25 protein-coding genes and 5 tRNA genes are annotated in these 21555 nt (G+C 49.0%); 9 read left to right on the top strand and 21 right to left on the bottom strand.

All coding sequences use genetic code 11. The annotated features are described in order from the left end of the window. The coding region (locus A3849_RS07130; RefSeq protein ID WP_143191758.1) for a sensor histidine kinase at positions 1 to 764 on the top strand (764 nt) is incomplete at its 5' end. 151 nt (positions 765 to 915) lie between these two features. Here A3849_RS07130 and A3849_RS07135 read toward each other — a convergent pair. Both A3849_RS07135 and A3849_RS07140 read right to left on the bottom strand, forming a co-directional pair. Next, positions 916 to 998: transfer RNA gene (locus tag A3849_RS07135), tRNA-Leu, on the bottom strand. 85 nt (positions 999 to 1083) lie between these two features. Next, positions 1084 to 1449: a helix-turn-helix domain-containing protein gene (locus A3849_RS07140; protein WP_074110788.1), complete on the bottom strand. Its 366-nt coding sequence runs from the start codon at positions 1447 to 1449 to the stop codon at positions 1084 to 1086. Between the two features lie 146 nt (positions 1450 to 1595). Between A3849_RS07140 and A3849_RS07145 the strand changes: the two genes are divergently transcribed. Next, positions 1596 to 1793, top strand: coding sequence for a Rha family transcriptional regulator (locus A3849_RS07145; RefSeq protein WP_074083250.1), 198 nt, complete (start codon positions 1596 to 1598; stop codon positions 1791 to 1793). A gap of 95 nt (positions 1794 to 1888) precedes the next feature. On the opposite strand, the gene A3849_RS07150 is transcribed toward A3849_RS07145, so the two are convergent. The 11 genes from A3849_RS07150 to A3849_RS07200 all read right to left on the bottom strand — a co-directional run bounded on the left by A3849_RS07150 (position 1889) and on the right by A3849_RS07200 (position 9596). Further along, positions 1889 to 1971 (bottom strand) — tRNA-Leu (locus A3849_RS07150). Positions 1972 to 1974: 3 nt separating this feature from the next. Beyond that, positions 1975 to 2049 (bottom strand) — tRNA-Glu (locus tag A3849_RS07155). Positions 2050 to 2217: 168 nt separating this feature from the next. Continuing rightward, complete coding sequence (gene ald, locus A3849_RS07160; protein ID WP_074110789.1) at positions 2218 to 3354, bottom strand: alanine dehydrogenase; 1137 nt, start codon at positions 3352 to 3354, stop codon at positions 2218 to 2220. A gap of 126 nt (positions 3355 to 3480) precedes the next feature. Further along, positions 3481 to 4680: an ABC transporter substrate-binding protein gene (locus A3849_RS07165; RefSeq protein ID WP_074110790.1), complete on the bottom strand. Its 1200-nt coding sequence runs from the start codon at positions 4678 to 4680 to the stop codon at positions 3481 to 3483. Positions 4681 to 4755: 75 nt separating this feature from the next. After that, a complete protein-coding gene (locus tag A3849_RS07170) occupies positions 4756 to 5457 on the bottom strand; it encodes an ABC transporter ATP-binding protein (RefSeq protein ID WP_074110791.1) in 702 nt (233 codons plus the stop codon). A gap of 5 nt (positions 5458 to 5462) precedes the next feature. Further along, the gene (locus A3849_RS07175; RefSeq protein ID WP_074110792.1) at positions 5463 to 6245 is read right to left on the bottom strand and encodes an ABC transporter ATP-binding protein; all 783 of its coding nucleotides are present in this window, start codon (positions 6243 to 6245) and stop codon (positions 5463 to 5465) included. Then, positions 6214 to 7182, bottom strand: a complete 969-nt coding sequence (locus A3849_RS07180; RefSeq protein ID WP_074110793.1) for a branched-chain amino acid ABC transporter permease — start codon at positions 7180 to 7182, stop codon at positions 6214 to 6216. Before A3849_RS07180 ends, A3849_RS07175 begins: the two co-directional genes overlap by 32 nt. Positions 7183 to 7194: 12 nt before the next feature. Further along, positions 7195 to 8100, bottom strand: coding sequence for a branched-chain amino acid ABC transporter permease (locus A3849_RS07185; protein ID WP_074110904.1), 906 nt, complete (start codon positions 8098 to 8100; stop codon positions 7195 to 7197). A 482-nt stretch (positions 8101 to 8582) separates the two neighbouring features. Further along, a tRNA-Ser gene (locus tag A3849_RS07190) sits at positions 8583 to 8671 on the bottom strand. 7 nt (positions 8672 to 8678) lie between these two features. Continuing rightward, positions 8679 to 8754 (bottom strand) — tRNA-Asn (locus A3849_RS07195). 89 nt (positions 8755 to 8843) lie between these two features. Beyond that, entirely contained in the window at positions 8844 to 9596 is a 753-nt protein-coding gene (locus A3849_RS07200; protein WP_074110905.1) for an MBL fold metallo-hydrolase, read from the bottom strand. A 130-nt stretch (positions 9597 to 9726) separates the two neighbouring features. Here A3849_RS07200 and A3849_RS07205 point away from each other — a divergent pair, with 130 nt between their 5' ends. Together A3849_RS07205 and A3849_RS07210 are read left to right on the top strand one after the other, a co-directional pair. Next, positions 9727 to 10155 carry an Lrp/AsnC family transcriptional regulator gene (locus A3849_RS07205; protein ID WP_074110794.1) on the top strand — a complete coding sequence of 143 codons (429 nt, stop codon included), beginning with the start codon at positions 9727 to 9729 and terminating at the stop codon, positions 10153 to 10155. 31 nt (positions 10156 to 10186) lie between these two features. After that, on the top strand, positions 10187 to 10840 hold the full coding sequence (locus tag A3849_RS07210) for a pentapeptide repeat-containing protein (protein WP_074110795.1): 654 nt from the start codon (positions 10187 to 10189) through the stop codon (positions 10838 to 10840). A 7-nt stretch (positions 10841 to 10847) separates the two neighbouring features. Here A3849_RS07210 and A3849_RS07215 read toward each other — a convergent pair whose 3' ends face one another. Continuing rightward, positions 10848 to 11333: a SprT family protein gene (locus A3849_RS07215; RefSeq protein WP_074110796.1), complete on the bottom strand. Its 486-nt coding sequence runs from the start codon at positions 11331 to 11333 to the stop codon at positions 10848 to 10850. Positions 11334 to 11454: 121 nt separating this feature from the next. On the opposite strand from A3849_RS07215, the gene A3849_RS07220 reads away from it, so the two are divergent. Beyond that, positions 11455 to 11814: a hydrolase/acyltransferase gene (locus A3849_RS07220; protein WP_074110797.1), complete on the top strand. Its 360-nt coding sequence runs from the start codon at positions 11455 to 11457 to the stop codon at positions 11812 to 11814. 87 nt (positions 11815 to 11901) lie between these two features. Next, entirely contained in the window at positions 11902 to 12039 is a 138-nt protein-coding gene (cmpA, locus tag A3849_RS32325; protein ID WP_143191759.1) for a cortex morphogenetic protein CmpA, read from the top strand. Between the two features lie 104 nt (positions 12040 to 12143). Here the strand turns inward: cmpA and A3849_RS32785 are convergent, their stop codons facing one another. After that, on the bottom strand, positions 12144 to 12311 hold the full coding sequence (locus tag A3849_RS32785) for a hypothetical protein (protein WP_178382630.1): 168 nt from the start codon (positions 12309 to 12311) through the stop codon (positions 12144 to 12146). A 141-nt stretch (positions 12312 to 12452) separates the two neighbouring features. Beyond that, positions 12453 to 12947, bottom strand: a complete 495-nt coding sequence (locus A3849_RS07225; RefSeq protein ID WP_074110798.1) for a DinB family protein — start codon at positions 12945 to 12947, stop codon at positions 12453 to 12455. A gap of 307 nt (positions 12948 to 13254) precedes the next feature. Between A3849_RS07225 and A3849_RS07230 the strand changes: the two genes are divergently transcribed. Beyond that, the gene (locus A3849_RS07230; protein ID WP_074110799.1) at positions 13255 to 13830 is read left to right on the top strand and encodes a CGNR zinc finger domain-containing protein; all 576 of its coding nucleotides are present in this window, start codon (positions 13255 to 13257) and stop codon (positions 13828 to 13830) included. Between the two features lie 58 nt (positions 13831 to 13888). On the opposite strand, the gene A3849_RS07235 is transcribed toward A3849_RS07230, so the two are convergent. The 4 genes from A3849_RS07235 to A3849_RS07250 form a co-directional block, all read right to left on the bottom strand. Further along, positions 13889 to 15013, bottom strand: a complete 1125-nt coding sequence (locus A3849_RS07235; protein WP_256700684.1) for a GGDEF domain-containing protein — start codon at positions 15011 to 15013, stop codon at positions 13889 to 13891. 108 nt (positions 15014 to 15121) lie between these two features. Further along, on the bottom strand, positions 15122 to 15682 hold the full coding sequence (locus A3849_RS07240; RefSeq protein WP_074110801.1) for a histidine phosphatase family protein: 561 nt from the start codon (positions 15680 to 15682) through the stop codon (positions 15122 to 15124). A gap of 36 nt (positions 15683 to 15718) precedes the next feature. Next, positions 15719 to 15985 carry a hypothetical protein gene (locus A3849_RS07245; RefSeq protein ID WP_074110802.1) on the bottom strand — a complete coding sequence of 89 codons (267 nt, stop codon included), beginning with the start codon at positions 15983 to 15985 and terminating at the stop codon, positions 15719 to 15721. A 151-nt stretch (positions 15986 to 16136) separates the two neighbouring features. Beyond that, on the bottom strand, positions 16137 to 18116 hold the full coding sequence (locus tag A3849_RS07250) for a GTP-binding protein (protein ID WP_074110803.1): 1980 nt from the start codon (positions 18114 to 18116) through the stop codon (positions 16137 to 16139). Positions 18117 to 18375: 259 nt separating this feature from the next. Between A3849_RS07250 and A3849_RS07255 the strand changes: the two genes are divergently transcribed. Then, positions 18376 to 19350 carry an S-layer homology domain-containing protein gene (locus tag A3849_RS07255; RefSeq protein WP_074110804.1) on the top strand — a complete coding sequence of 325 codons (975 nt, stop codon included), beginning with the start codon at positions 18376 to 18378 and terminating at the stop codon, positions 19348 to 19350. 196 nt (positions 19351 to 19546) lie between these two features. On the opposite strand, the gene A3849_RS07260 is transcribed toward A3849_RS07255, so the two are convergent. Continuing rightward, positions 19547 to 20311 carry a hypothetical protein gene (locus A3849_RS07260; protein ID WP_074110805.1) on the bottom strand — a complete coding sequence of 255 codons (765 nt, stop codon included), beginning with the start codon at positions 20309 to 20311 and terminating at the stop codon, positions 19547 to 19549. A gap of 213 nt (positions 20312 to 20524) precedes the next feature. Here A3849_RS07260 and A3849_RS07265 point away from each other — a divergent pair, with 213 nt between their 5' ends. After that, on the top strand, positions 20525 to 21550 hold the full coding sequence (locus tag A3849_RS07265; RefSeq protein WP_074110806.1) for a CdaR family transcriptional regulator: 1026 nt from the start codon (positions 20525 to 20527) through the stop codon (positions 21548 to 21550). Positions 21551 to 21555: the final 5 nt, after the last annotated feature.

The following is a 21555-nucleotide window of genomic DNA, read 5'->3' on the forward strand; positions in this document are numbered from 1 at the left end:
CCTTATTTTACTATTCACAAAAAAACCTGCATCACGCCCTCTCCATAATCGGTATATTATTTATTAATATCATTATCATAATTCTGTTCGACAGGATGATGGAAAGGTTTAAATTAGCGGACGAAAATGTTCAATTACATATGCAAATGATGTTTCAAGATAATAGTTATCATGACATAACCCATTCATTTAACAGCATCAAACGGATTATTCATGATACAAATAAACAGTTGTTATTTATTGAAACATGTATTCGGGAGAATCAATTGGCAACAGCAACTGAACACATTAACATAACCCTGAACAAAATTCACTCTTCGTGTGAAAGAGTATCGACCGGTAATCTTGCTATTGACGCCCTGGTGAGCCATGCATTAAATGTTGCTGACGATAATCAGATAAGAATGGAACATAGAATAAATATTCTCTCGGAAGATATTCAAGTGGACTGTTACGACTTATGCATCATACTTGGGAATGTTCTTGAAAATGCTATTGAAGCAACGCAATTAGTTCATAACGCGATGGACCGATGGATTAAACTTCAGATTTCCAACGAAAATAATAAGTTATTTATCCACGTGGAGAACTCATGTCCAAATATATCAGAACAATCCGGATCTTATCCTCTAAAAAATCGGAATTTCCACGGATTAGGCCTGTCCAACGTTCAACTGGCGGCAGAAAAATACGGAGGACATATGAAAGTAATAAACACAGATAATCAATTTGAAGTTTTCATTTTTCTTCCCGTCCGTGATTGAACACCTCTGGATAGAAGATGTTCGAATGTTCGCCAGATACCCCAAATATCAATATCTTACTTAGATAAGTTTTATTATTTAGTCAGTTTTGTTAAAAACATTTACAGCAAAAAACCCTTGAATCATCAAGGGTTTTTTGCTGTAAATATTATGCGGTAGAGAGGACTCGAACCTCCACGGGTATACACCCACTACCCCCTCAAGATAGCGTGTCTGCCATTCCACCACTACCGCGCGGTGTGTACTTTAACTAAAGCATTGTTTGAGGCCAACATTCAATATTATAAATCGATTCTTACGAAAAGTAAAGTTACTATGATTAAGAATTTTCTTCCATTTCCTTTTGCTTGCGATATTGGGTGAAGGCGATATATTCCTTAATGAAATTCTGCTCTTCAGGCAACAGTTCATTACTTTGGCAATTCAATTGCCGAATTTGTCCAAAAAAATATTCTTCCGAACCTTCACGCACCATTTCAGGTGTTTTTCTGCCTAAGATTAACCAATCCAGGCTCACATGAAAAAAAGCCCCAATTTCGATCAGCTTATGCGTCCCGGGCGTTGACTTACCCCTCTTCCAGTCTCCCATATTCCCGGTACTTATATTCAACTGTTCGCAGAACGATTTCTTGGTGATCCCCTTCTGCTTAATTAAGTATTCAATTCGTTCGTATATGGACTGCATATGCCAACCGCCTTCCACTATATTTAGACACACTTAATTGCGTAATTAATATTGTAAAATGACGCAAAAAAGTATATAATTAACTATTATTATGTCTTATCCCATTATATCATACGGCTGGATAGTCGATAAGAGGTGAGCCCCTTTTGAATAGCAAACGCCCCATAACCCCCTACGGCTGGGCAATCAAACAGCGGTTGACAGAGCTGCACCTGGACCAGAAAAAATTCTGTGAGATTTATGATATCCCACCCTATCGCCTGTCCAACCTGATCCATGGCACTCGTAGAGCCGAGCGCTACCGGCGCCAGATTTCAGAGCTTTTGGGCTTACCTCCATCTTAGCTTTTTTGCTGGCGGGAACCAGCCTGTTCTATACAAAAAAGACCACTCCCTATCAGACGAAATATCTGATTCAGGAGCGGTCTATTGTGACTGTATGCGGTAGAGAGGACTCGAACCTCCACGGGTATACACCCACTACCCCCTCAAGATAGCGTGTCTGCCATTCCACCACTACCGCATATGGTGACTCGTATGGGATTCGAACCCATGTTACCTCCGTGAAAGGGAGGTGTCTTAACCCCTTGACCAACGAGCCTTGATTGATAACTTATGTGTTTGTCACAACAAAAATGAGTATATCAAACATAGCGGATTTTGACAAGAAGTTTTTTTCATCAAATAGCGGGGAGCTGCATCTGTCTGCAATCCGTCCTCCCCGCCCTTTCATTCCTACCCCAAAAGATATCGACCTGAGCTTTCGCACTTAGATTCGCCCTCCGGCAGCGGCCAACACTTCTATGCCATCCGCAGCTTCATAGCCCAGGCTTTGCGCTACAGCCAGATTGGTTACATATCCAGCAGCCACGTTAATCCCGCGGGCCAAGGCAACATTGTTCAATGCAGCAACATGAATGCCCAGATTAGCGATCTGTAAGGCATAGGGGATGGTCACATTCGTAAGCGCCAGTGTCGAGGTCCGTGCCACAGCGCCCGGCATATTAGCCACAGCATAATGGACAACCCCGTGCTTCACATAGGTCGGATTCTCATGGGTTGTGATCCGGTCAATCGTTTCTATTGAACCCCCCTGATCAACTGCAACATCCACAATGACAGAACCCTCCGCCATTTGCTGCACCATGTACTCTTTCACCAGCTTGGGTGCCCGGGCGCCCGGAATGAGCACAGCCCCAATAAGCAGGTCCGCTTTGCGGACAGTTTGTTCAATATGATAAGAATCAGACATGAGGGTAACCAGACGCCCGTCAAAAATATCATCGAGAACCCGGAGCCGGGTCGCATTCACATCCAGCACGGTAACTCTTGCTCCCAACCCGAGCGCAACCTTGGCTGCGTTGGTACCCACAATGCCTCCACCCACAATCACCACCTCACCAGGCTGAACACCTGGAACGCCGCCAAGCAGCACACCTTTGCCGCCATGCGGTTTCTCCAGCAACCCCGCTCCAATCTGAACCGCCATCCGTCCGGCCACTTCGCTCATGGGAATGAGCAGCGGCAAAGAGCCATCCTCCACCTGGATCGTCTCGTACCCAACCGCTGTTACGCCACTCTCTACAAGGGCAGCAGTCAATCCGGCTTCCGGAGCCAGATGCAGATAAGTGAACAGGATCAACCCCTTACGGAAATAACCGTACTCTTCGGGGAGCGGTTCCTTCACTTTTATAATCATATCTGCCTTGCTCCACACTTCAGCCGAAGATTCCACAATTCTTGCGCCTTTATCCAGATACTCACTGTCTTCAAAGCCACTACCCGATCCCGCACATTGCTCAACGAACACCTCATGGCCTGCTCTGCGGAGAGCCTCTACTCCAGCTGGCGTGATGGCTACACGATTCTCGTTATTCTTAAGTTCTTTGGGTACGCCGACAATCATTTTACCGCCTCCTTAGATGTTATGAGAGTATAAGCTTACAGTATATTAGGATGCGAAAAGAAAGGCCCACTTATGAGCCTTTCTTATCAGCAGTCAGGTTTATTTTATCATATGCGCAAGGTCAGTTTAAGGATTAACCTTCGTTTCAAATGTTTGCTTGCCGTCAACAAATTTCAGAACAACTGCGGCTTTTACCGGATCATGTGTTTCGTTCAGCGTAATTTTACCGGTAGCCAGCTGCAGGTCTTTGGTTGCTGCTAAAGCATCTTTGATCTTGGCAGGATCTGCTTCTCCGGCACGGGTAATCGCATCAGCAACCAGCTTGAGTGCGTCATAACCCAGGGCTGCCATACCGTCAGGCACTGCTCCGCCATTAGCTGCTTTGTAAGCATCCACGAAGCTGGTGACTTCCTTAGCCGTATCTTCCGGCGAGTAGTGATTGGACATGTAAGTGTCATTCAATGCCTTCGCACCGGCGATTTCTGCGAGCTGTGGAGAATCCCAGCCGTCTCCTCCCAGGAATGGGGCAGTGATGCCCATCTCCCGTGCCTGCTTCAGGATTTTACCTACTTCTTCATAGTAGCCTGGCAGATAAATAACATCCGGGTTAGCAGCTTTGATACGGGTCAGCACGGCTTTGAAGTCCGAATCCTTTTGTTGGTAAGACTCTTGGCTCAACACTTCGCCGCCTTTGGCTTTGAAGGTTTCTTCAAAGAATTTCTGCAGACCTTTGGAGTAATCACTCGAAGTATCTGTGTAGATTACTGCAGTTTTGGCTTTCAGGGAATCAAGGGCAAAGTTAGCCATAACCTGTCCTTGGAAAGGATCGATAAAAGCAGCGCGGAATACCCATTCATTCACTTTGGTGGTGCGTTCGTCCACAGTAACCTTAGGGTTGGTAGCGCCCACTGCAACGAGTGGAATTTTCTTCTCGGTGACTACTGGAACGATACCCAGTGTGTTGGTCGATGTGGAAGCACCAATAATGGTAACAACCTTATCGTTTGAAATCAGTTTTTGCGCAACCTGCGTGGCTTCCTCGGACTTCGAAGCATTATCCGCTACGACCAATTCCAGTTTCTTGCCCAGGATACCACCCGCGTCGTTAATCTGCTGTACAGCAAGCTTCGCGCCTTTTGATGCGGAGTCGCCGAAAGAAGCCTGGCCGCCTGTGAGCTCAAGGTCAGCACCGATTTTGATTGTGTCCCCGGCAGTATTCCCGCCGCTTGCAGAGTTGCCGCTGTTCTCTGTGTTGTTGTTGCCGCAGCCTGATGCTAATACAGCTGTCAGTACCGTCGACAAAATAATGGCCCCAATTTTCTTCATAGTTTCTCCCAGCCTCCCAATAATATAAATTTGTATATGTTGTTTCTGTGATGCCGCATAGTTAGCCTGACAGACTTAGTGTCCGAGATAAGCCATCTTAATCTCTTCGGAATCAGCCAATTCCTTGGCGTCTCCTTCCAGCACCACTCTGCCTGTCTCCAGTACATAAGCGCGATGGGCAACTTTAAGGGCCTGATGTGCATTTTGCTCCACAAGCAGTACCGTTGTGCCGGCATCGTTTACTTCTTTGACAATTTTGAAAATATCCTGAACCAGAAGCGGCGCAAGCCCCATGGACGGTTCATCCAGCAGCAGCAGCTTGGGGTGTCCCATTAGAGCGCGGCCCATGGCAAGCATCTGCTGTTCGCCGCCGGATAAGGTTCCGGCCTGCTGCTTCTTGCGTTCAAGAAGTCTCGGGAAGGTATTGTAGACTCTCTCGAAGTCTGCCGCCAGACTTGCAGGACTCTGCAGGTAAGCGCCAAGCTCCAGATTCTCCTCTACCGACATATTAGCGAATACACGCCGCCCTTCGGGACAATGAATCAGCCCTTGCTTCACAATCGCCTGAACGCTCTGGTTCGTAATGGATTTATCGAGAAAATCAATGCTCCCTGTCTTTGGCTTAAGGAGGCCTGAAAGTGTCTTGAGCAGTGTCGACTTGCCGGCGCCATTGGCACCGATCAAGGTTACAATCTCCCCTTGTTTCACTTCAATGCTAAGGTCTTTCAGAGCATGAATAGCTCCATAATAAACGTTGATTCCCTGTACTTTGAGCATATTCCTTACGCCTCCTGTCCCAAATACGCTTCGATGACCTTCGGATGGCTCCGAATCTCCGCAGGTGTGCCATTTGCAATCAGTATGCCGCGGTCAAGCACATAAATCCGGTCACAAACGCCCATTACCAGAGACATATCATGTTCAATCAGGAGAATCGTAAGATCAAATTCCTTGCGGATCCACGCAATGAGATTCATCAGATCACGGGTTTCGTTAGGGTTCATACCGGCCGCCGGTTCGTCCAGGAGCAGCAGCTTCGGCCCGGCGGCCAGTGCACGCGCGATTTCAAGACGCCGCTGGTTCCCGTAGCTGAGATTGCTGGCAACCTCACCACTTTGCTCGGCCAGGTTGAATATTTTCAGAATATCCATAGCCTTCTGTGTGATCTCGTCCTCTCCCCTGAAATGCTTCGGCAGCCGGAGCATCGAGGAGAACAGGGAGTGTCTGGCATGCTGGTGAAGGGCTATTTTGACATTTTCCAGCACTGTCATTGATGTGAATAACCGGATGTTCTGGAAGGTGCGTGCTGCCCCTTTGTGGTTAATCTTATAAGGCTTCATACCGCCGATGGATTCGTTGTTAAGGAGGATGCTGCCAGTAGAGGGAGGGTATACTCCGGTCAGCAAGTTGAACAACGTTGTTTTACCTGCACCATTCGGGCCGATCAGTCCGATAAGCTCGCCTTTGTCAATATGAAGAGAAACTTCGCTAAGGGCTTTGAGTCCGCCAAAAGAGCGGCTGGCCTCTTTCACATCAAGGAGCACTACTTTCGCTGATTGCGTCATTTGCCTTGCCCTCCTTTGTGCCGAACTTGCCTAGAGAGAACTTGGTTTTACCCAGCAAGCCGCTTGGACGGAAGATCATCATCAGGATCAAAACAATAGAATAGATGATCATCCGCCATTCCGGGAATTCGCGCAAGTAAGTATAGAGCAGAGTAACAAAGACCGCTCCGACGATAGAACCGGCTGTGCTGCCAAGTCCCCCGAGAACTACCATAACAATGATTTCGAACGACTTCAGGAAGTTGAAGCTGCCCGGAGTAATCACGTAGAACGTATGAGCCGACAACCCGCCCGCCATACCGGCAAACAAAGCACCGATGGTAAAAGCGATAATCTTGTATCGGGTCGTATTAATCCCCATTGCCTCAGCGGCAATTTCATTCTCACGGATGGCGATGCAAGCCCGGCCGTGTGTAGATCGGATGAAGTTGTTAATCACAACAACGGTGACCAAAGTGAACAGGAACAGTAGGGTCCACGTGGTTTTGGCTGGAATGCCGCTGAGTCCAGACGCACCGCCGACATATTCTGTATTCAGCATAATGATCCGGATAATTTCCCCAAACCCAAGGGTGGCAATAGCCAGATAGTCACCATTCAGGCGAAGCGTAGGCATACCAATCAGCACTCCAAACACCGCAGCGAGTAAGCCACCGGCAATAATCGCCGGAACAAATGGAACGTTATAGTCAAGAGTCAGGATCGCCGAGGTATAGGCACCTACTGACATAAACCCGGCATGGCCAATGGAAAATTGTCCGGTAATCCCGGTAATCAGATTAAGCGATACCGCCAGCATGATGTTAACACCGATCAGAAGCAGCATGGATCTCGTTACATCATTGAATACTCCAGTTGTTAGAAGAACTTGAACGACTCCGTAGAAGGCCAGGGCAACAATAATCCCCACCCAGAAATTTTTATTTAGCTTCTTCACGCTGATTCCCTCCTATACTTTCTCCCGGACATTCTTGCCAAACAGTCCGGAGGGTTTAAAGATTAGGATCAGAATCAATACGGCAAAGGCTACACCATCACGCCAGGAGGAAAATCCGAGTGAGGAAATTTCTGTCTCCACCGTTCCCAGCAGTAATCCGCCAACAAGAGCTCCCGGAATGCTTCCGATTCCTCCAAGTACTGCAGCAACAAAGGCCTTAAGCCCTGGCATAACACCCATCAGAGGATCGACAGAATTATAAGTCATACCGAAAATCACACCGGCTGCAGCTGCAAGCGCAGATCCGATGGCAAAGGTTGCCGAAATAGTACGGTCTACGTTGATCCCCATTAACCGTGCTGCTTCCACATCGAATGATACCGCACGCATGGCTTTGCCGGTTTTGGTATAACGGACAATGTATTGCAGAATAATCATAAGAATAATCGTTGTTAGCAGAATCATTACCTGATTCGATTCCACTTGGATCGACGATCCGAACAGTGTGTACTGTTTTTTCTCCATAATGTCCGGGAAGCCTTGTGCCTGGGGCCCCAGAATGAGCACTCCGGTATATTCGAGCAGAAACGATACGCCAATGGCAGTAATCAGTGCGGCAATCCGCGTGGATTTTCGCAGCGGCTTATAGGCCAGCCGTTCAATCGTTATGCCCAGCAGCGCACTGATCGTCATGGAAATGACAAGCGACAGAATCAGGACAACCATCGGAGGAAAACCTGCATCTGCCAGATATTTGGCACTATACAGCCCGATAAACGATCCCACCATAAAAACATCCCCGTGAGCAAAATTGATCAGCTTAATAATCCCATATACCATAGTGTAACCAAGGGCGATCAGAGCGTAGATACTGCCGACTGAAATTCCGTTAATTAATTGCTGAATGAAATACTCCATCGCCATCCCCTTTTCCCCATATAATCTAAAGTCCCCTTCCTATACCTCACACGCCTTTTTTCACTTAACCTCTATGATGTTATTTATATTAACACAGGGTTATACCCTCGTCACTAACAAAAATGCAATGTAATACAAAATTCAGAAATTTATGTAAGATAATATAACGCATTTGGTTATAGTGGCGTTATTTAAGTTAACGTAAATGAACATTTCGGAGGAAAACGAAGAAAATCAGAGGTTTTTGAAGCACGCATATTTTTGAATCCAGTTCCTTTTCTAATACAATAAGTTATTTTCCCGCAAATCATATAACATTTGTCTCTTTACAGCATCAATTCTTCAATTAATTAAAGAGGTAATAGATTGCATCAACAGATTATTTATCGGAGGAGAGAGCAATGTGAGGAATTCTGTCAGAAGGCTAAAGACAAAAAAAGAACCTCCGCCGGGAAGTTCTTTTACATAAAATATATTCGGAACGGAGAGAGAGGGATTCGAACCCTCGCACCGCTTACGCAGTCTAACCCCTTAGCAGAGGGTCCCCTTATAGCCACTTGGGTATCTCTCCAAGAAAATGGCTCCCCGAACAGGACTCGAACCTGTGACAACTCGATTAACAGTCGAGTGCTCTACCAACTGAGCTATCAGGGAACATTCACATGAACAAGAAATAATTTATCATGATTTTGTAGTCTAGTCAAGCTTATCGCACAATTTTGATATCGTTTTCAGGAGCGGGATTAACACCACTCCCCATCTCCCGGAATCTTGACTCGCTCCAGCAGCCCCTCCTGCTCCAGCCGGGCTGTTAGCTGTTCACGGGTAACCAGGCAATGGTTGATGGCCTCCATATGCACAGCAATCACAGATGCTGCAGGCGAATAGTTGCATAGTTCCACAATATCCTGCTCATTCATCGTAATATACCCTCCGGACAGAAATTGCGCCCCTCCCCCATTAACGACAATCACCTCCGGTTTATGTTCATCCAGAGCCTGTTTTACTTCATCGCACCAAATCGTGTCACCGGCTACATACAAGACGGGCTCGCCTTCGGCCCGGAATACAAACCCTGATACCTTACCCATAAGCTCCCCAATTTCTCCTGTACCATGCCGGCCTCCGGTCCGCTTCAGCGTCACATTCTGAAAGTTCATCACCTCATTGTCCCCAATCACGGATACCTGTTCAAAACCCTGCCCGGCCAAAGTCTCTCCATCCCCATCCTGGCACAGAACCGGAAGCTCGTGTGGCAACAGAGACACTGCGGCTCCGTCCCAATGATCCCGGTGCAGATGTGTGACCAGCACAGCATCAGGAGCAAGCCACTGCTGAACCGGCCCCGGCAAAGGCACCAAGGGATTATTGCGTGCATTTGCCGTATTCGGAATAGGCGGATTCGCCCCTTTTTCACTAAGCATAGGATCAACCAGAAAAGAAACACCGCCGTATTCGAGCCATAAGGCTGCGTTGCGGATAAGCTGAATTTTCATCATAAACACCTCTTTCATCCATCCTGACTTCTGCTACAATCTAAGTATAGACGCGGCTTCGATCAGAATACATTGTGCGGCGAAAGAGATTCACCCGTTCTGCTTTCACCCGGAAAGGATTCTCATATAAATGGATAACTACACAATAGATGATATAGACTACAGAATCCTGCAGTATATAATAGAAGATTCTCGTTTAACCCAGAAGGAAATTGGGGACAAAATCCACATGACCGGGCAGGCTGTAGGCGCCCGAATCCGCAGAATGCGGGAGCTGGAGATTATTGAAGGCTATACCGTGCGGTGGAATCCGCAGAAGCTTGGGCAGAACATCCACGCTTTTATAACGGTGTTCCTCAGCTCCAACAAAGCGCATCCGCCTTTTCAAAAATTCGCCCAGGAACATGGAGATGTGGCCGAGCTGCACCGGGTTAGCGGTGAAGGCTGCTACTGGATGCGAGTATACGCCAAAGATCATGAGGAACTGTCAACTTTTCTGGACCAGCTGCTGGAGTTCGGCAACTACCGGGTTAATCTGGGAATGGGCAAGCTTAAGTAGCACATCATATAATAATTACATGGAGGCAAAGATGAAAAACAAGATTGATCCACCTCAAATTAACGACCGAGATTCCTTGCAGTCACAGCAAATACATACTCTCACATCAAAGGAAGAAATCAGCCAATGCCTCATCAGCGACTGTCTGATCGAATATCAGGAAGCGGCCAGGGTCTCGTTCGATAAAGTGATTTTCCGGAATGTAACGATCGCTGAGTCCACACTGAACGCCATTGAACTGACGGATGTGATATTTGAAAATTGTGATCTGTCCAATGTGAATTTCAGTGACGCTTTTGTGCACCGGACAGAGTTTCGGAATTGTAAACTGACTGGAACTGATTTCAGCAGGGGGCGGTTTCAGAATGTCCGGATGGTGGATTGTATCGGGGATTTCGCCAGCTTCCGCTTCGGTAAATTTAAGGGGACGGCTTTTGCGAACTGCCGGTTGGTCAGCAGCGATTATTACCAGGCAACCCTGAATCATGTAGAATTCTCGGAATGCGAAATCGATCAGGTCACCCTGGCCGGCTGCAAGTTAAAAGAAATCGATCTGAGCGATTGCAGCTTCTCCGGTCTGAATGTCGATATTGAAGATCTTGCAGGCTGTATTATTTCCGCAGAACAGGCAGCTTCATTTGTTGGGCTTATGGGCCTGATCATCAAGACCGATCCCGAACTCTAAAATTTGCCTATTTAGTTCTCCCTTGGCTGTCTTCCAGTGCAATCAGCTTGAGCTTACCGGCACAATTGCCGCAACGGTAGCGTTTCGGATCAGCCTTGCGTTTGCGCGGATATTCGGTTGAACAGGCAGTGCAGACAAGCTTATACCGGTAAGGCAGCACCTTACGTGCCTTCGCTCCAGGCAGGGTCTGGCAAAACCGGCTTCCCCCGACCATGGCGAGCAGTTTTTTGAAATCGGCGTCCCGGTGCATATATCCCCGTTTGGCCAGGTGAAGATGATAATGACACAGCTCATGCTTGATAATGCGCTCAGTCTCTTCACGCCCGAACATTTCCAGCTGCATCGGGTTGATCTCAATATTGTGGCTCTTGGTAAAATATCTGCCTCCCGTTGTGCTGAGCCGGCTGTTAAAGCTGGCTGAGTGCCGGAAAGGGACACCAAAGCTGTCCTGTGACACCTGCTCGATCCACTGCTGCAACTCTTCATTGGTCATACTAGTCATCGTTTCTCTCACAAGTCCTCTCCACAGGAAAATTACGATCTCTACTTGAATTGTAACTTGCCCATAGGCTACACTGTCAAGAAGGAAGACAAGTTCGGAGGGAGAATGACTTATGCCGAAAATGCGGTATGTAATGTTGCAGCAACAGCAAGAATTGCAGTTCGTGGAGATGCCGGAGGAGTATGCGTACCAGTTGAGCGCCCTCAATCTTCGCCTCAACAAAGAGATCGACAAGCTGACCGCGGTTAATGTCCCGGATCTGCCGCTTGCTATTGCGGAGTGTGATTCTCTAGAGCTGCTTCGTGAGGAGCACTCACTGGAATCCGGGCTGGCCTACATCAACCGGCTGGAGAGCGCTTTTTCATCCATTCAGGAGAATAACTATCCGCTGATCTCGCTGTTGACCGAAATCCGTGCGCTTCAAGCCCAGCTTGAGCAGTGGTACGAAGAGGAAGAAGAAGGCGTACACTAGGAACCGGTGAAATCAGGTCCGCGGCTGCACCTTTGGGCGACTTCTCCCATATGCTATCTTACGTTAGCATGCAGAGGAGGGGTACTCTTGCCGCAGTGGCTCTGCCATCAGCTCATGAAGGCTTATTATAAAAAAGACCGGCGTCAGATTAAACTGCTGAATGAATGCTGGTTTTTTTACCGCAATTCCGCTGAATCCCGCGACTCCATTCAGCGTGAAATATAAGGATCATTTATAGCGTAAACCATGTGAGTTCTTATATTTCAAACAACCCATCCCCGATTTCTCGGGGATGGGTTGTTGCATTTTGCCTGCCTCATTGAAATCACCTAGAACATCGGGAAGACATACTTAACCAGGAAGAACAACAGTCCGAAAAATATAATAAGATAAGCGGCGTATTTGATAAAGGTGGATGCGACAACGCTGGAATCCGATTTTTTGTGCACCTCAGTACGCTCCACTTCAATACTTCTGTCCTTGGAATTCGGCTCCATCATCAATCTCTCCTTTCGAATCTCATGTTGATAGCTTCCATTACCCCGCCCCTTTCCTGCTTGAAACAAACAGCCGCACCCCCGGTTCTCTCCATAGTTACGGAGAGCCGGAGTTGCGGCTCATAAAAGCACCTGACAGATTTAGTTGAAACTGCGGTTTGTGGGCCAGGAGCCCTGCAGCTTGCGGATCAGTACAATCTGACCGGTGTGATAGGAATCATGCAGAATCAGGCTCATCACTTCTTCACCCGGAGCATGCCCGGAACCGCCCCAGTCATATGCGCCTTCCTCCAGTGCCTCAATTACTTCCCGTAGCGAAGCATGGATGTTCTTCAGTTTGGCCACCGCTTGCTCCCAAGCTTCGTCTCCGCTGCCTGTAACACTAAAAGTAGCATCATTGCTCTCCACGTCAGGCAGCTTCGGCAATCCTTTGAGCTTGTTCAGCAGACGTTCCTTGTAGTAAGTTAAATGGTTGACCGTCTCCCAGATGGAATTACCTGCTACTCCTTGCGGCTTCCAGGTCGCCTGCTCGCTGGTTACACCTTCCAGTGCTGCGCTAAGCGGCGGGGCCCAATCCTCAATATCCATAACATAATCCCAGTTTTCCAGCAAAACATCACTGATCTTATTCTGCATGTTTTACCTCCTAGAGCATCCGTATAGTTTTTGTAGAACACGGCTTTCCTGAGCATCATCCGAAAATCGGTAACGACTTAAAGACATAGATAATAGTTACCAAGTGGAAACGGCTACGCGGTCCTTATAAGGGCGGCATCCGTTTCAGCGAGAAAGAGAAAGATAATTTGTAACGTGAAACATATAAATTCTTATCTTTTTAGAAAATGTAGCATATTCTCCGCCACGGTTCAAGTAACTAGCAAATTTATATTTTAACTGTTACAATCATTGAAAAGGTGTGGGCCTGGAAGGGGGGGATGTTAAGGTGTTGTGGGACGATTTCATTAACAGTTATTGGCGGGATTGGCGGACAAGCAACCGTGACGGTGATAAGGACAAACTGATGGATTCCGAATGGCTGGCCTCTTGGCTGGAGCGTCACTTACTTCAAGCAGAATTGCCGCTTAAGCCCGTAGAACTGGATCAATTGCAGCAGCTCCGGAGCTTGATGTGGGCAGAGGTGCAGAGGCTAGTCCAGATACATACCGTAAACCGGGCTACACTGGAACAGCTAAACAGATATATGGACAAGGGGCCGGCTATTCGGCAGATCGTCTGGAATGACGCTGGCCAGGCGGAAATCTCCCTTTTGCCGCAACGCGCCGACTGGACACAGGTGATGGCGGAGATTGCGTCTTCTTTTGCCGCTGCGCTTGTGGAGAAGGACATCTCCCGCTTCCGCATATGCGAGAATCCGGATTGCCTATGGGTCTATTACGATGATACCCGTAACCGCTCGAAGCGCTATTGCGACGATAAAATGTGCGGAAATCTGATGAAGGTCCGGCGTTTCCGGGCGCGCAAGAAGGCGGACACCGAAGGAAATACCACTACCGATTGACGCATGATCTGAACTCTCAAAACTGCGCTGTCCCAGATCATTTCTCCGGGAATTGGCGCTATGTATATACCACGGATGAACCCGGGGTCATCACTTTGTTTTTACCCGAGTGTTTCGCCGCATAGAGCAGGGTATCCACTTCCTCAAACAGCTTCTCCTTGGTGGTTCCTTGCATGTAGCTCTCAAGTCCGATACTTACGGTGACCACCGCCCCCTCCATCTCTTCGTGCGGAGTATCAGAGAGCCGCAGGCGAATCTTCTCCGCGATCTCCGCTGCCTGTTCAAAGGACTTCTCAAAAAGAAGAATGGCAAACTCCTCCCCGCCATAACGGGAGGCAATATCCGCCGGCGAGATAAGCTCCCGGATGACTTTGGCCACTCTCGCCAGAATAATATCCCCTGTACGGTGTCCGTATTTGTCATTGACCATTTTGAAATTATCGATATCAATCAGGGCCAGATGAAAGGGTGCACCTTGATCTCCGTACTCCAGTGCCTTGTCGTAGAACTCATGGAAAGAAATATGATTGTACAGATCTGTTAACGCATCCGTTGTCGACAGCTTGCGTATGATCGCATTCTCGATTAACAGATCCTGCTTCGCCGTCAACGTTGCCTCCAGGTCGCTAGCCAGCTCACGTCCGTTAATAATCATGATAATAGCTACCAGGGTACCCACCATGAGAAAAATTGGAATCGCAATCAGATCAAACGAACTTAGAAAAAACTTAAACCAAAAATCCCATCGATAGAGCACAAAAAAGGCAACGGCCTGAAGTGCTGATGTAAATAATGTTAAGTCCAGCCTGTAAAAAATCGCCGAAGCGAAAATAGGCAAAAGCATAAGTGCTCCAATAATACGGATATCCATATTCAGATGGATGATGATCATGGCAATAATCGTGCCAGCCATAAAAAGAGAGTAGAACGAATACTTAGAGGCGCTGTAATCAATCAATTGGGCTATGATCACCACCGCTGCCATCAACAGAGTCGGATACAGCAGCACCTCAAAATAAAACTCATGCGCCCCTCTCTCATACGGCAGAAACCAAAATGCCCCTAGCTGGGCCAAAAAATGCAGGGAAATCACAAGCCAATAGGTCTGCAAAAAACGTTTGATCCACTTCGCCTGCCGATAGGCCGAGGAATCGGAAGGGTTCATGAATTCTCGTAATCTCAACACGGTCACCTGCTAAATTCAGATTGGACTGTTGCTTACTAGTCATAGTATTTTACCATGATGTGCGGTATTTTTGATACTTGGATTGGTCCGGAGCCGTCAGAGAAATTAGCCCTCCCACTTCCGTGTTATCTGAACAAGCTTCTCTCCTTCAAACGCCAGCTGATAAATATCCGGCATCGTCGTGGATTGCCAGAACCCATATCCGAACCGGGAGTCAAAATAATTTAGCATAAGTGTCATAATATCACCATGTGTGCCGACAACAAGGGTGCTTCCTTCATGTTTTCTCATGAGAAACTTCAGCTCTCGGATGGCTCTAGCCTGTGCTTCAGCGCTGGATTCACCGCCTTTAAATATCGCTGCAAAATCCTGATAGACACTCCGCTTGGCCTCCAAAAAGCTAAGACCTGCTATATCTCCAATCGCCCGTTCCCGTAGCCCTTCGATCAGGGTGACCTCCATCTGCATCTCATCCGCCAAAGGCTGGATCGTCTGAATAGCCCGTGCATACGTGCTGGAGACAAACAGGTCTATTGACTCCTTTTGCAAAATAGATCTGACATGCTCCGCATCGGCCTTTCCTTGTTCGGACAATCCTCTTTCCCGTTCCTGACCTTCTGTATATAGTGATTCCGCATGGCGGATTAAGTAGATGGTTGTCGCCACTTCGTTACCTCCAGAATCTTAATTTCCGTTCAGCCTCTAATCTACCGTTTTCCCCTGATCCAAATATTCACGCTCCAGCTCCGCCTCAATCTCTTCATTGCTCAGGCCCGTTTCACCTTCATCCGTGATTCCAAGCTTTTCCTTGATGATTTGGAGATCCGAATGAATCTCTTTGGTCCTGACGTACGTGCTTGTCACCATGCCAAAGGCTACTGCGAGCAGCACTAAAAAACCGTAAGACCCAAGGAACACCGATAAAACTACACCAGCTGCTATCGCAAAAAGTGTTGCCCAAATGATCATCTGTACCCCTCCGCTTGTTCAGGTAACCCATTATATCGATGAATTCCGAAGATCATTCCAGCGTGCTTTTCAAAAAAAAGAATCCGTAAGACTAAGCCGTCATTACAGATTCTTTGTACAGATTACCTTGCACCAGGGGCAACATCCGCCTCTATCCCTGCAGTGCTTTGCGTACGCTCAGAATATATCTGGCCTGGTCGAGCGGGTTCACGCCCCGGCGGGTACGCTCGGCCCTGACATCCGGGGGGCATTCCTCGTAGCCGGCAAAAAAAGAAGTGAACGTGCTGCGCCCCTTCGTGTAGGAGCTTAGGCTGACGGGATAATCGAGCGACGTAGCCAGCGGCAGCCGTCCTTCGATAATCATCCGCTCTCCCTGGAGAACCGGAGGCTCAAACGTGCCGCGCATCTGCACGAGATCGTTCATGACGCGGCCGCCGTTCTCTTCGGGAACGACGATACGAACCTGGAGAATCGGCTCCAGCAGCTTGGTGCCAACCCGGTTCAACCCATCCATAATAGCCATGGGCGTTGCCACCGCAAAATCCAGCGGATGGGTATGCCACACATGATGCTGCCCCTCGGTCAGCGTCACCTTCAGGTCGGTAACTTCCCAGCCGTAGAGACCCTGCATCAGCGCCTCCGGGACACGGCGTGCTGTTTCATTCTGATACTGCGGCAGCAGATCGGAGCTGCGGACAAGCGATTCATATTGAAGACCGCTGCCCGGCGGCACCGGTTCAATCTTGAACCGCAGGATAGCCCAGCACGGCTTCGGCATCAGGTAGGCGACATAACCTTCACCCGCCTGGCTTGGAGTTTCCTTGTAGATGACGGACGGCTGGCCGAAGGTGACCTTCAGGCCGTAACGGCTATCCAGCACACTGTCCAGAATTTCCAGTTGAATCGGTCCCATAACCTTGATGTGCAGTTCCCGCTCATCCTGCAGCCACTGGGTATCGAGCAGCGGATCTTCATCAGCCAGCTCCTGAAATGCCCCGATGACTTGATGCTCATCTATATCCGCTTCCCAATGCACCCGCACCGTCAGCAGCGGTACCGCCAGCTTCGCTTCCTGCGGAATAGCATCCGGGAGACCCAGCACATCGCCGATTCTGACCCCGGTCAGCCCGTAGACTACGGCGATATCCCCGGCCTCCAGCGTACCGACATCCTCCGTCCGTCCGCCCTCCACCTTACGGATCTGCGTTACCTTGCCCTGAAGCTCCTGCGAGTAATTCATCACTGTGTCCCGGTTGCGGATGGTGCCTTGGTAGAGACGGACGAAGGCCATCCGGCCCATGCTTTTGTCACGCTGAATGTTGTACACAATGCCGGACACCGGCAATTCCGGATTCCCTCCGGCACGGGGAAAATAATCGGTCATCGCGTCCAGCAGCTGCGTAATGCCAAGACCTTTGGCAGCTACACCGTAGACGAGCGGGAACATCGTACCTGAGGCCGTTTTGGCGACCAGCTGTTTTTTCCAGTCTGCCACAGCAAGCGGAGCACCCGACATATATACCTCCAGCAACGCCTCGTCCCGCTCAGCCAGTGCTTCCAGCAGCTCCGTCCGTGCCGCAGGGTCGGCCCCTTCTGCCCATAAGTCCACGGCTCCGGCATAATCCTGCTCTTGACCGAGAGCCTGCTGAACCGGAAGGATATCACCGGATAGATACGTTCGCGCCTGGGCCAGCACAGCTTCGGGATTTGCGCCGACCCGGTCCATTTTGTTCAAGAAAATCAGTGTCGGAATCCCCAGCTTGCGCAGCGCATTCCAGATCATCTCGCTCTGGGCCTGTACGCCTTCTACCGCAGACAGAATAAGTACTGCACAGTCCATCACCCGCAAGCTTCGCTCCACCTCGGACAGGAAATCGACATGCCCCGGTGTATCGACCAGATTCACCTGCACACCCCGCCATTCGAACGACGCCAAGGCTGCACGCACGGAAATCCCCCGCTGGCGCTCTACCTCCATGGAATCGGTTACAGCTGTTCCGCTATCTACACTCCCCACCGCCTTAATGCGGCCGCTCTCATAGAGCATATGCTCCGTAGTTGTTGTCTTCCCCGCATCGACATGGGCAAAAATCCCCACATTAATCCGTTCGATCCCCTGCTGCTGAATCATCTATGTTCTCCATTCTCAAGTTCCTCTGATATAGCGCTATCATCCCTAAGTGTACAGCGAAGTGGCGCTTTTGTTCAATCCTGAACCGGCGGGTCCACTTTCGGTGCAACAGGCTGGTTCATACCGGAGGCATAGGGTATTAGTTACTGAAGCATGCTAGCAATCATTGAAGATGCGGAGGATGAATTTCATTTATTTGGAGTGTACCTGCAACATTTCTCGCATTTCTGCCATCTAAGAGGATAAGAGGTGAGGCATAATGAACAAACAAACTTTCCAGATGAGCGCGAAAAAAATGACTATTGCGTGCGGCATTCTGGCGGCAAGCGTGTCTTTTGGAGCATCTGCTTTTGCTTTTTCCGATTTAAAAGGAGATCCCGCTGAGTCCAAAATCAACGCACTGCATCACAAAGGAGTTGTGAATGGAGTGACAACGGACAGATTTGCGCCAAAATCGAAGGTTACCTTTGCCCAAGGCATCCAGTTTATCGTAAATGGCCTGCAGTTGTCCCCGCAAACCGGCGGCAGTACAGTTACGGCTAGTACTTACTTCGACAAAGTAAAAGATAAGGCCTGGTATGCCTCAGCTTTTCTGATTGCGAAGCAGAATGGACTGACCCTGGACTCCACGGTTGATCCAAACGCCGCGATGACCCGCATCCAATTCGCCCATTTGCTGACTCAGGCTTTGCAGAGCAAAGGGGATTTTCCCGTCACACTGATGTATGCTGATATCTCAGATGGCGGCAAGCTGTCTAATGCAGAAATGAACAGCCTGCAGATTCTGGTGAATACCCATCTGGTGACATTAGAGAAGAACAACACTTTCCGTCCCAATGATGCCGTGACCCGTTCGGAAGCCGCTGTCTGGATCTATGACGCTGCTGAGTTTGCACGAACGGTAATTGCTCCGGATGACGGCACCGCGGCTCCTTCCCAGATGATGTATGAAGGCTCGGTATCCCTGGAAAAAGCCGGTGATGGCGTGAACAAAGCCACGATAACCGTAAGTGATCTGCCGAACCCTGGTTATGGGCTGACCATTAACCGGATTGAATTTGGCAAGGACAAAACAGCGGTCATCTATTTCAGCATCACCAAGCCGGCACCAGGTAAAATGTACCCGATGGTTATCTCGAAGGGCACCGCAGTAACCTATCTGCCGGAAGGCTATACCGCAACAGCCCTGTCGCTGACCGCTAATCCTTCCTCCTCCGGCTCCAGCGCAAGGTAAGCTATTCTTCAGAGTATATGCCCGGTTCACCGGCACAACAGCAGTAGGCTGAATAAACTTTAAAAGTCCGCATTCCCTTCATCAGGGAAATGCGGACTTTTAAATTACACTCGTCAGGAATTATTCCTGCGGGCTTACTTCCGTTATGTTGGTATAATTATCAATCCTGTTACAGACGTATTCTGCCTTCTTCCCTTCAGGGTGTCCATTGATCATGGACAATGCCTACCAGCGCATGATCCTCTCCGATCTTCTCGAATACCAGACGCAGGCTGCGCCAGTCCATCCCTTTATTTGCCGGATCAACGCCGGCAATGTGATATTCGACGAAGTCGTATTTATCCTTAGGATAAACTTCGTTAATATTATTCAGTGTCGTTCCCTGCCCCAACCCTTTGTTGAGCGCGGTTTTGGCATCATTCAGAAAGTCAGCGTCATATACAAACCGCTTGAAGTATTCCGCAAAGGTCAGCTTCATTATCTCCCCGGACCCGGCGAATTCACGCCATACATACGGCTTGGGGTCCTTCATCAGACCCTTCAGCTTATCCCGGGTAAATACCAGATCAGTTGCTGTATCGACATAAGCGTAAGGTGAGAAACGGACACCTTTGTCCGGGTGTGCCCAGGACGCAATGGTCTCCATATTGCCTGCCTTTAATGCTTTTAGTACCGTAGTGGCTGCTTCCTCAGCGGTTGGCGGCATTCCTTCCTCCGGAGCAGCCGAAGCCTGCGGCTGCTGACTTTCTGCCGGTTCCGAAGGGAGCGGTGATGCGGTTGGTGATGCAGTCGGCGATGCGGTTGGTGATGCGGTCGGTGATGCAGTCGGCGATGGGGACACCTGAGTCTGCTCCGGTGCCAGTGTAGCTTCCGGCTTAGCTTCAGGCGCTGCATTGCACCCTGCTAGAACCAGCAGAACAGCGGCCAGCGCTGAACGTCCAACTATTTTCACAGTATTCATGAAATCCCTCCTATTGTTGTTCCCCTTCTTTTTATTAAGACGTACGCAGATGGATAATGTTGCAAATAACAGGTCTGTCCGGATGGACTAGCGCCCCTGACAATGCAGAGAAAATCAGCTATACTTTTGTTCAGATGCACAATTGCGCTGAGAGGTTAAGCAGTACAGGTACGTCTAAGAACTATTACCCATTTAGCGAAGGAGGACCTTGATTTGTTCCAGCTTTCGGAGAATCAGGCACAGGAAATTGTGGATAAAATGATGATGGATATCCCCTATAATATCAATATCATGAATGCCGAAGGTATTATTATCGGCAGCGGACGCAGGGAACGGGTCGGTACGGTACATCAAGGTGCAGTCCAGGCATTGTCCACCGGCAAAATGGTCGAGGTCTGGGAAGACAGCCGCTTCGAGAAAAAAGGCACCAACGAGCCGATAGTCATCGGTCACGCCTCTGTAGGGGTCATTGGTATTTCCGGAAATCCAGACGAGGTCCGCCCCTTTTGCAATATTGTAAGAACTACCGTATCCCTGCTTATTGAACAGCGCAACAATCTGGAGAATCTGGCTCATGAAGCGAATCGTAAAAAAGCCTTTCTGGAGCTGCTCCTGAATCATCAGGGGGCCTACTCCCAAAAACTGAGAAAAGAAGCGGCACCGTACCAAATCGACTTACTCCTGAAAAGCGTGGTGCTGTACCTCAAGCATTACAATACGGAAGTGTCCCCGGGCAGTCTGCTGTTACGCTACCCCTGCTTTGCTATAGATGAAGACACACAGCTGCTGATCTTACAGCATTCAGCTGATCCCGGGCCGCTGATCCGGCAGCTTCTGCAGAACCAGCCCCGGGTGCTGATTGCAGCAGGCAAGCAGGAAGCAAACATTGCCGAAAGCTACCGCCAGGCCAAATCAGCCATGAATGTTCTGCTGGCGCTGAGGCCGGATTCACAGATTATTGCTTTTGCCGACGTCGAGTTTCTGGTGAAGCTGAGCCATGCCTCTCTTAGCACGCATAATACCGCCGCCAAGCTGGAGGATGCCGTGGATATGATAGAGACGCTGAGAAGCTTCATTAACCATAATTGCAGTGTCTCCCAAACGGCCGATGACCTGAATATCCACCGCAACACGCTGCAATACCGCCTGAAACGGATTCAGACCCTGACCGGTAAAGATCCGCGCAATCTGCTCCAGCTATTCGAGCTTATGCAGGGCCTGCTGGCACTCTATAAGTAATACCG

Source organism: Paenibacillus sp. P46E (assembly GCF_001909095.1).
GTDB lineage: Bacteria > Bacillota > Bacilli > Paenibacillales > Paenibacillaceae > Paenibacillus_AQ > Paenibacillus_AQ helianthi.

Excerpts from the sequence above, each read along its gene's own strand:
- A3849_RS07140 (WP_074110788.1), bottom strand. The coding sequence starts at position 1,449 with ATGCAGTCCATATACGAACGAATTGAATACTTAATTAAGCAGAAGGGG.
- ald (WP_074110789.1), bottom strand. The coding sequence starts at position 3,354 with ATGATTGTCGGCGTACCCAAAGAACTTAAGAATAACGAGAATCGTGTA.
- A3849_RS07165 (WP_074110790.1), bottom strand. The coding sequence starts at position 4,680 with ATGAAGAAAATTGGGGCCATTATTTTGTCGACGGTACTGACAGCTGTA.
- A3849_RS07170 (WP_074110791.1), bottom strand. The coding sequence starts at position 5,457 with ATGCTCAAAGTACAGGGAATCAACGTTTATTATGGAGCTATTCATGCT.
- A3849_RS07175 (WP_074110792.1), bottom strand. The coding sequence starts at position 6,245 with ATGACGCAATCAGCGAAAGTAGTGCTCCTTGATGTGAAAGAGGCCAGC.
- A3849_RS07185 (WP_074110904.1), bottom strand. The coding sequence starts at position 8,100 with ATGGAGTATTTCATTCAGCAATTAATTAACGGAATTTCAGTCGGCAGT.
- A3849_RS07200 (WP_074110905.1), bottom strand. The coding sequence starts at position 9,596 with ATGAAAATTCAGCTTATCCGCAACGCAGCCTTATGGCTCGAATACGGC.
- A3849_RS07205 (WP_074110794.1), top strand. The coding sequence starts at position 9,727 with ATGGATAACTACACAATAGATGATATAGACTACAGAATCCTGCAGTAT.
- A3849_RS07210 (WP_074110795.1), top strand. The coding sequence starts at position 10,187 with ATGAAAAACAAGATTGATCCACCTCAAATTAACGACCGAGATTCCTTG.
- A3849_RS07215 (WP_074110796.1), bottom strand. The coding sequence starts at position 11,333 with ATGACCAATGAAGAGTTGCAGCAGTGGATCGAGCAGGTGTCACAGGAC.
- A3849_RS07220 (WP_074110797.1), top strand. The coding sequence starts at position 11,455 with ATGCCGAAAATGCGGTATGTAATGTTGCAGCAACAGCAAGAATTGCAG.
- A3849_RS32785 (WP_178382630.1), bottom strand. The coding sequence starts at position 12,311 with ATGGAGCCGAATTCCAAGGACAGAAGTATTGAAGTGGAGCGTACTGAG.
- A3849_RS07225 (WP_074110798.1), bottom strand. The coding sequence starts at position 12,947 with ATGCAGAATAAGATCAGTGATGTTTTGCTGGAAAACTGGGATTATGTT.
- A3849_RS07245 (WP_074110802.1), bottom strand. The coding sequence starts at position 15,985 with ATGATCATTTGGGCAACACTTTTTGCGATAGCAGCTGGTGTAGTTTTA.
- A3849_RS07250 (WP_074110803.1), bottom strand. The coding sequence starts at position 18,116 with ATGATTCAGCAGCAGGGGATCGAACGGATTAATGTGGGGATTTTTGCC.
- A3849_RS07255 (WP_074110804.1), top strand. The coding sequence starts at position 18,376 with ATGAACAAACAAACTTTCCAGATGAGCGCGAAAAAAATGACTATTGCG.
- A3849_RS07260 (WP_074110805.1), bottom strand. The coding sequence starts at position 20,311 with ATGAATACTGTGAAAATAGTTGGACGTTCAGCGCTGGCCGCTGTTCTG.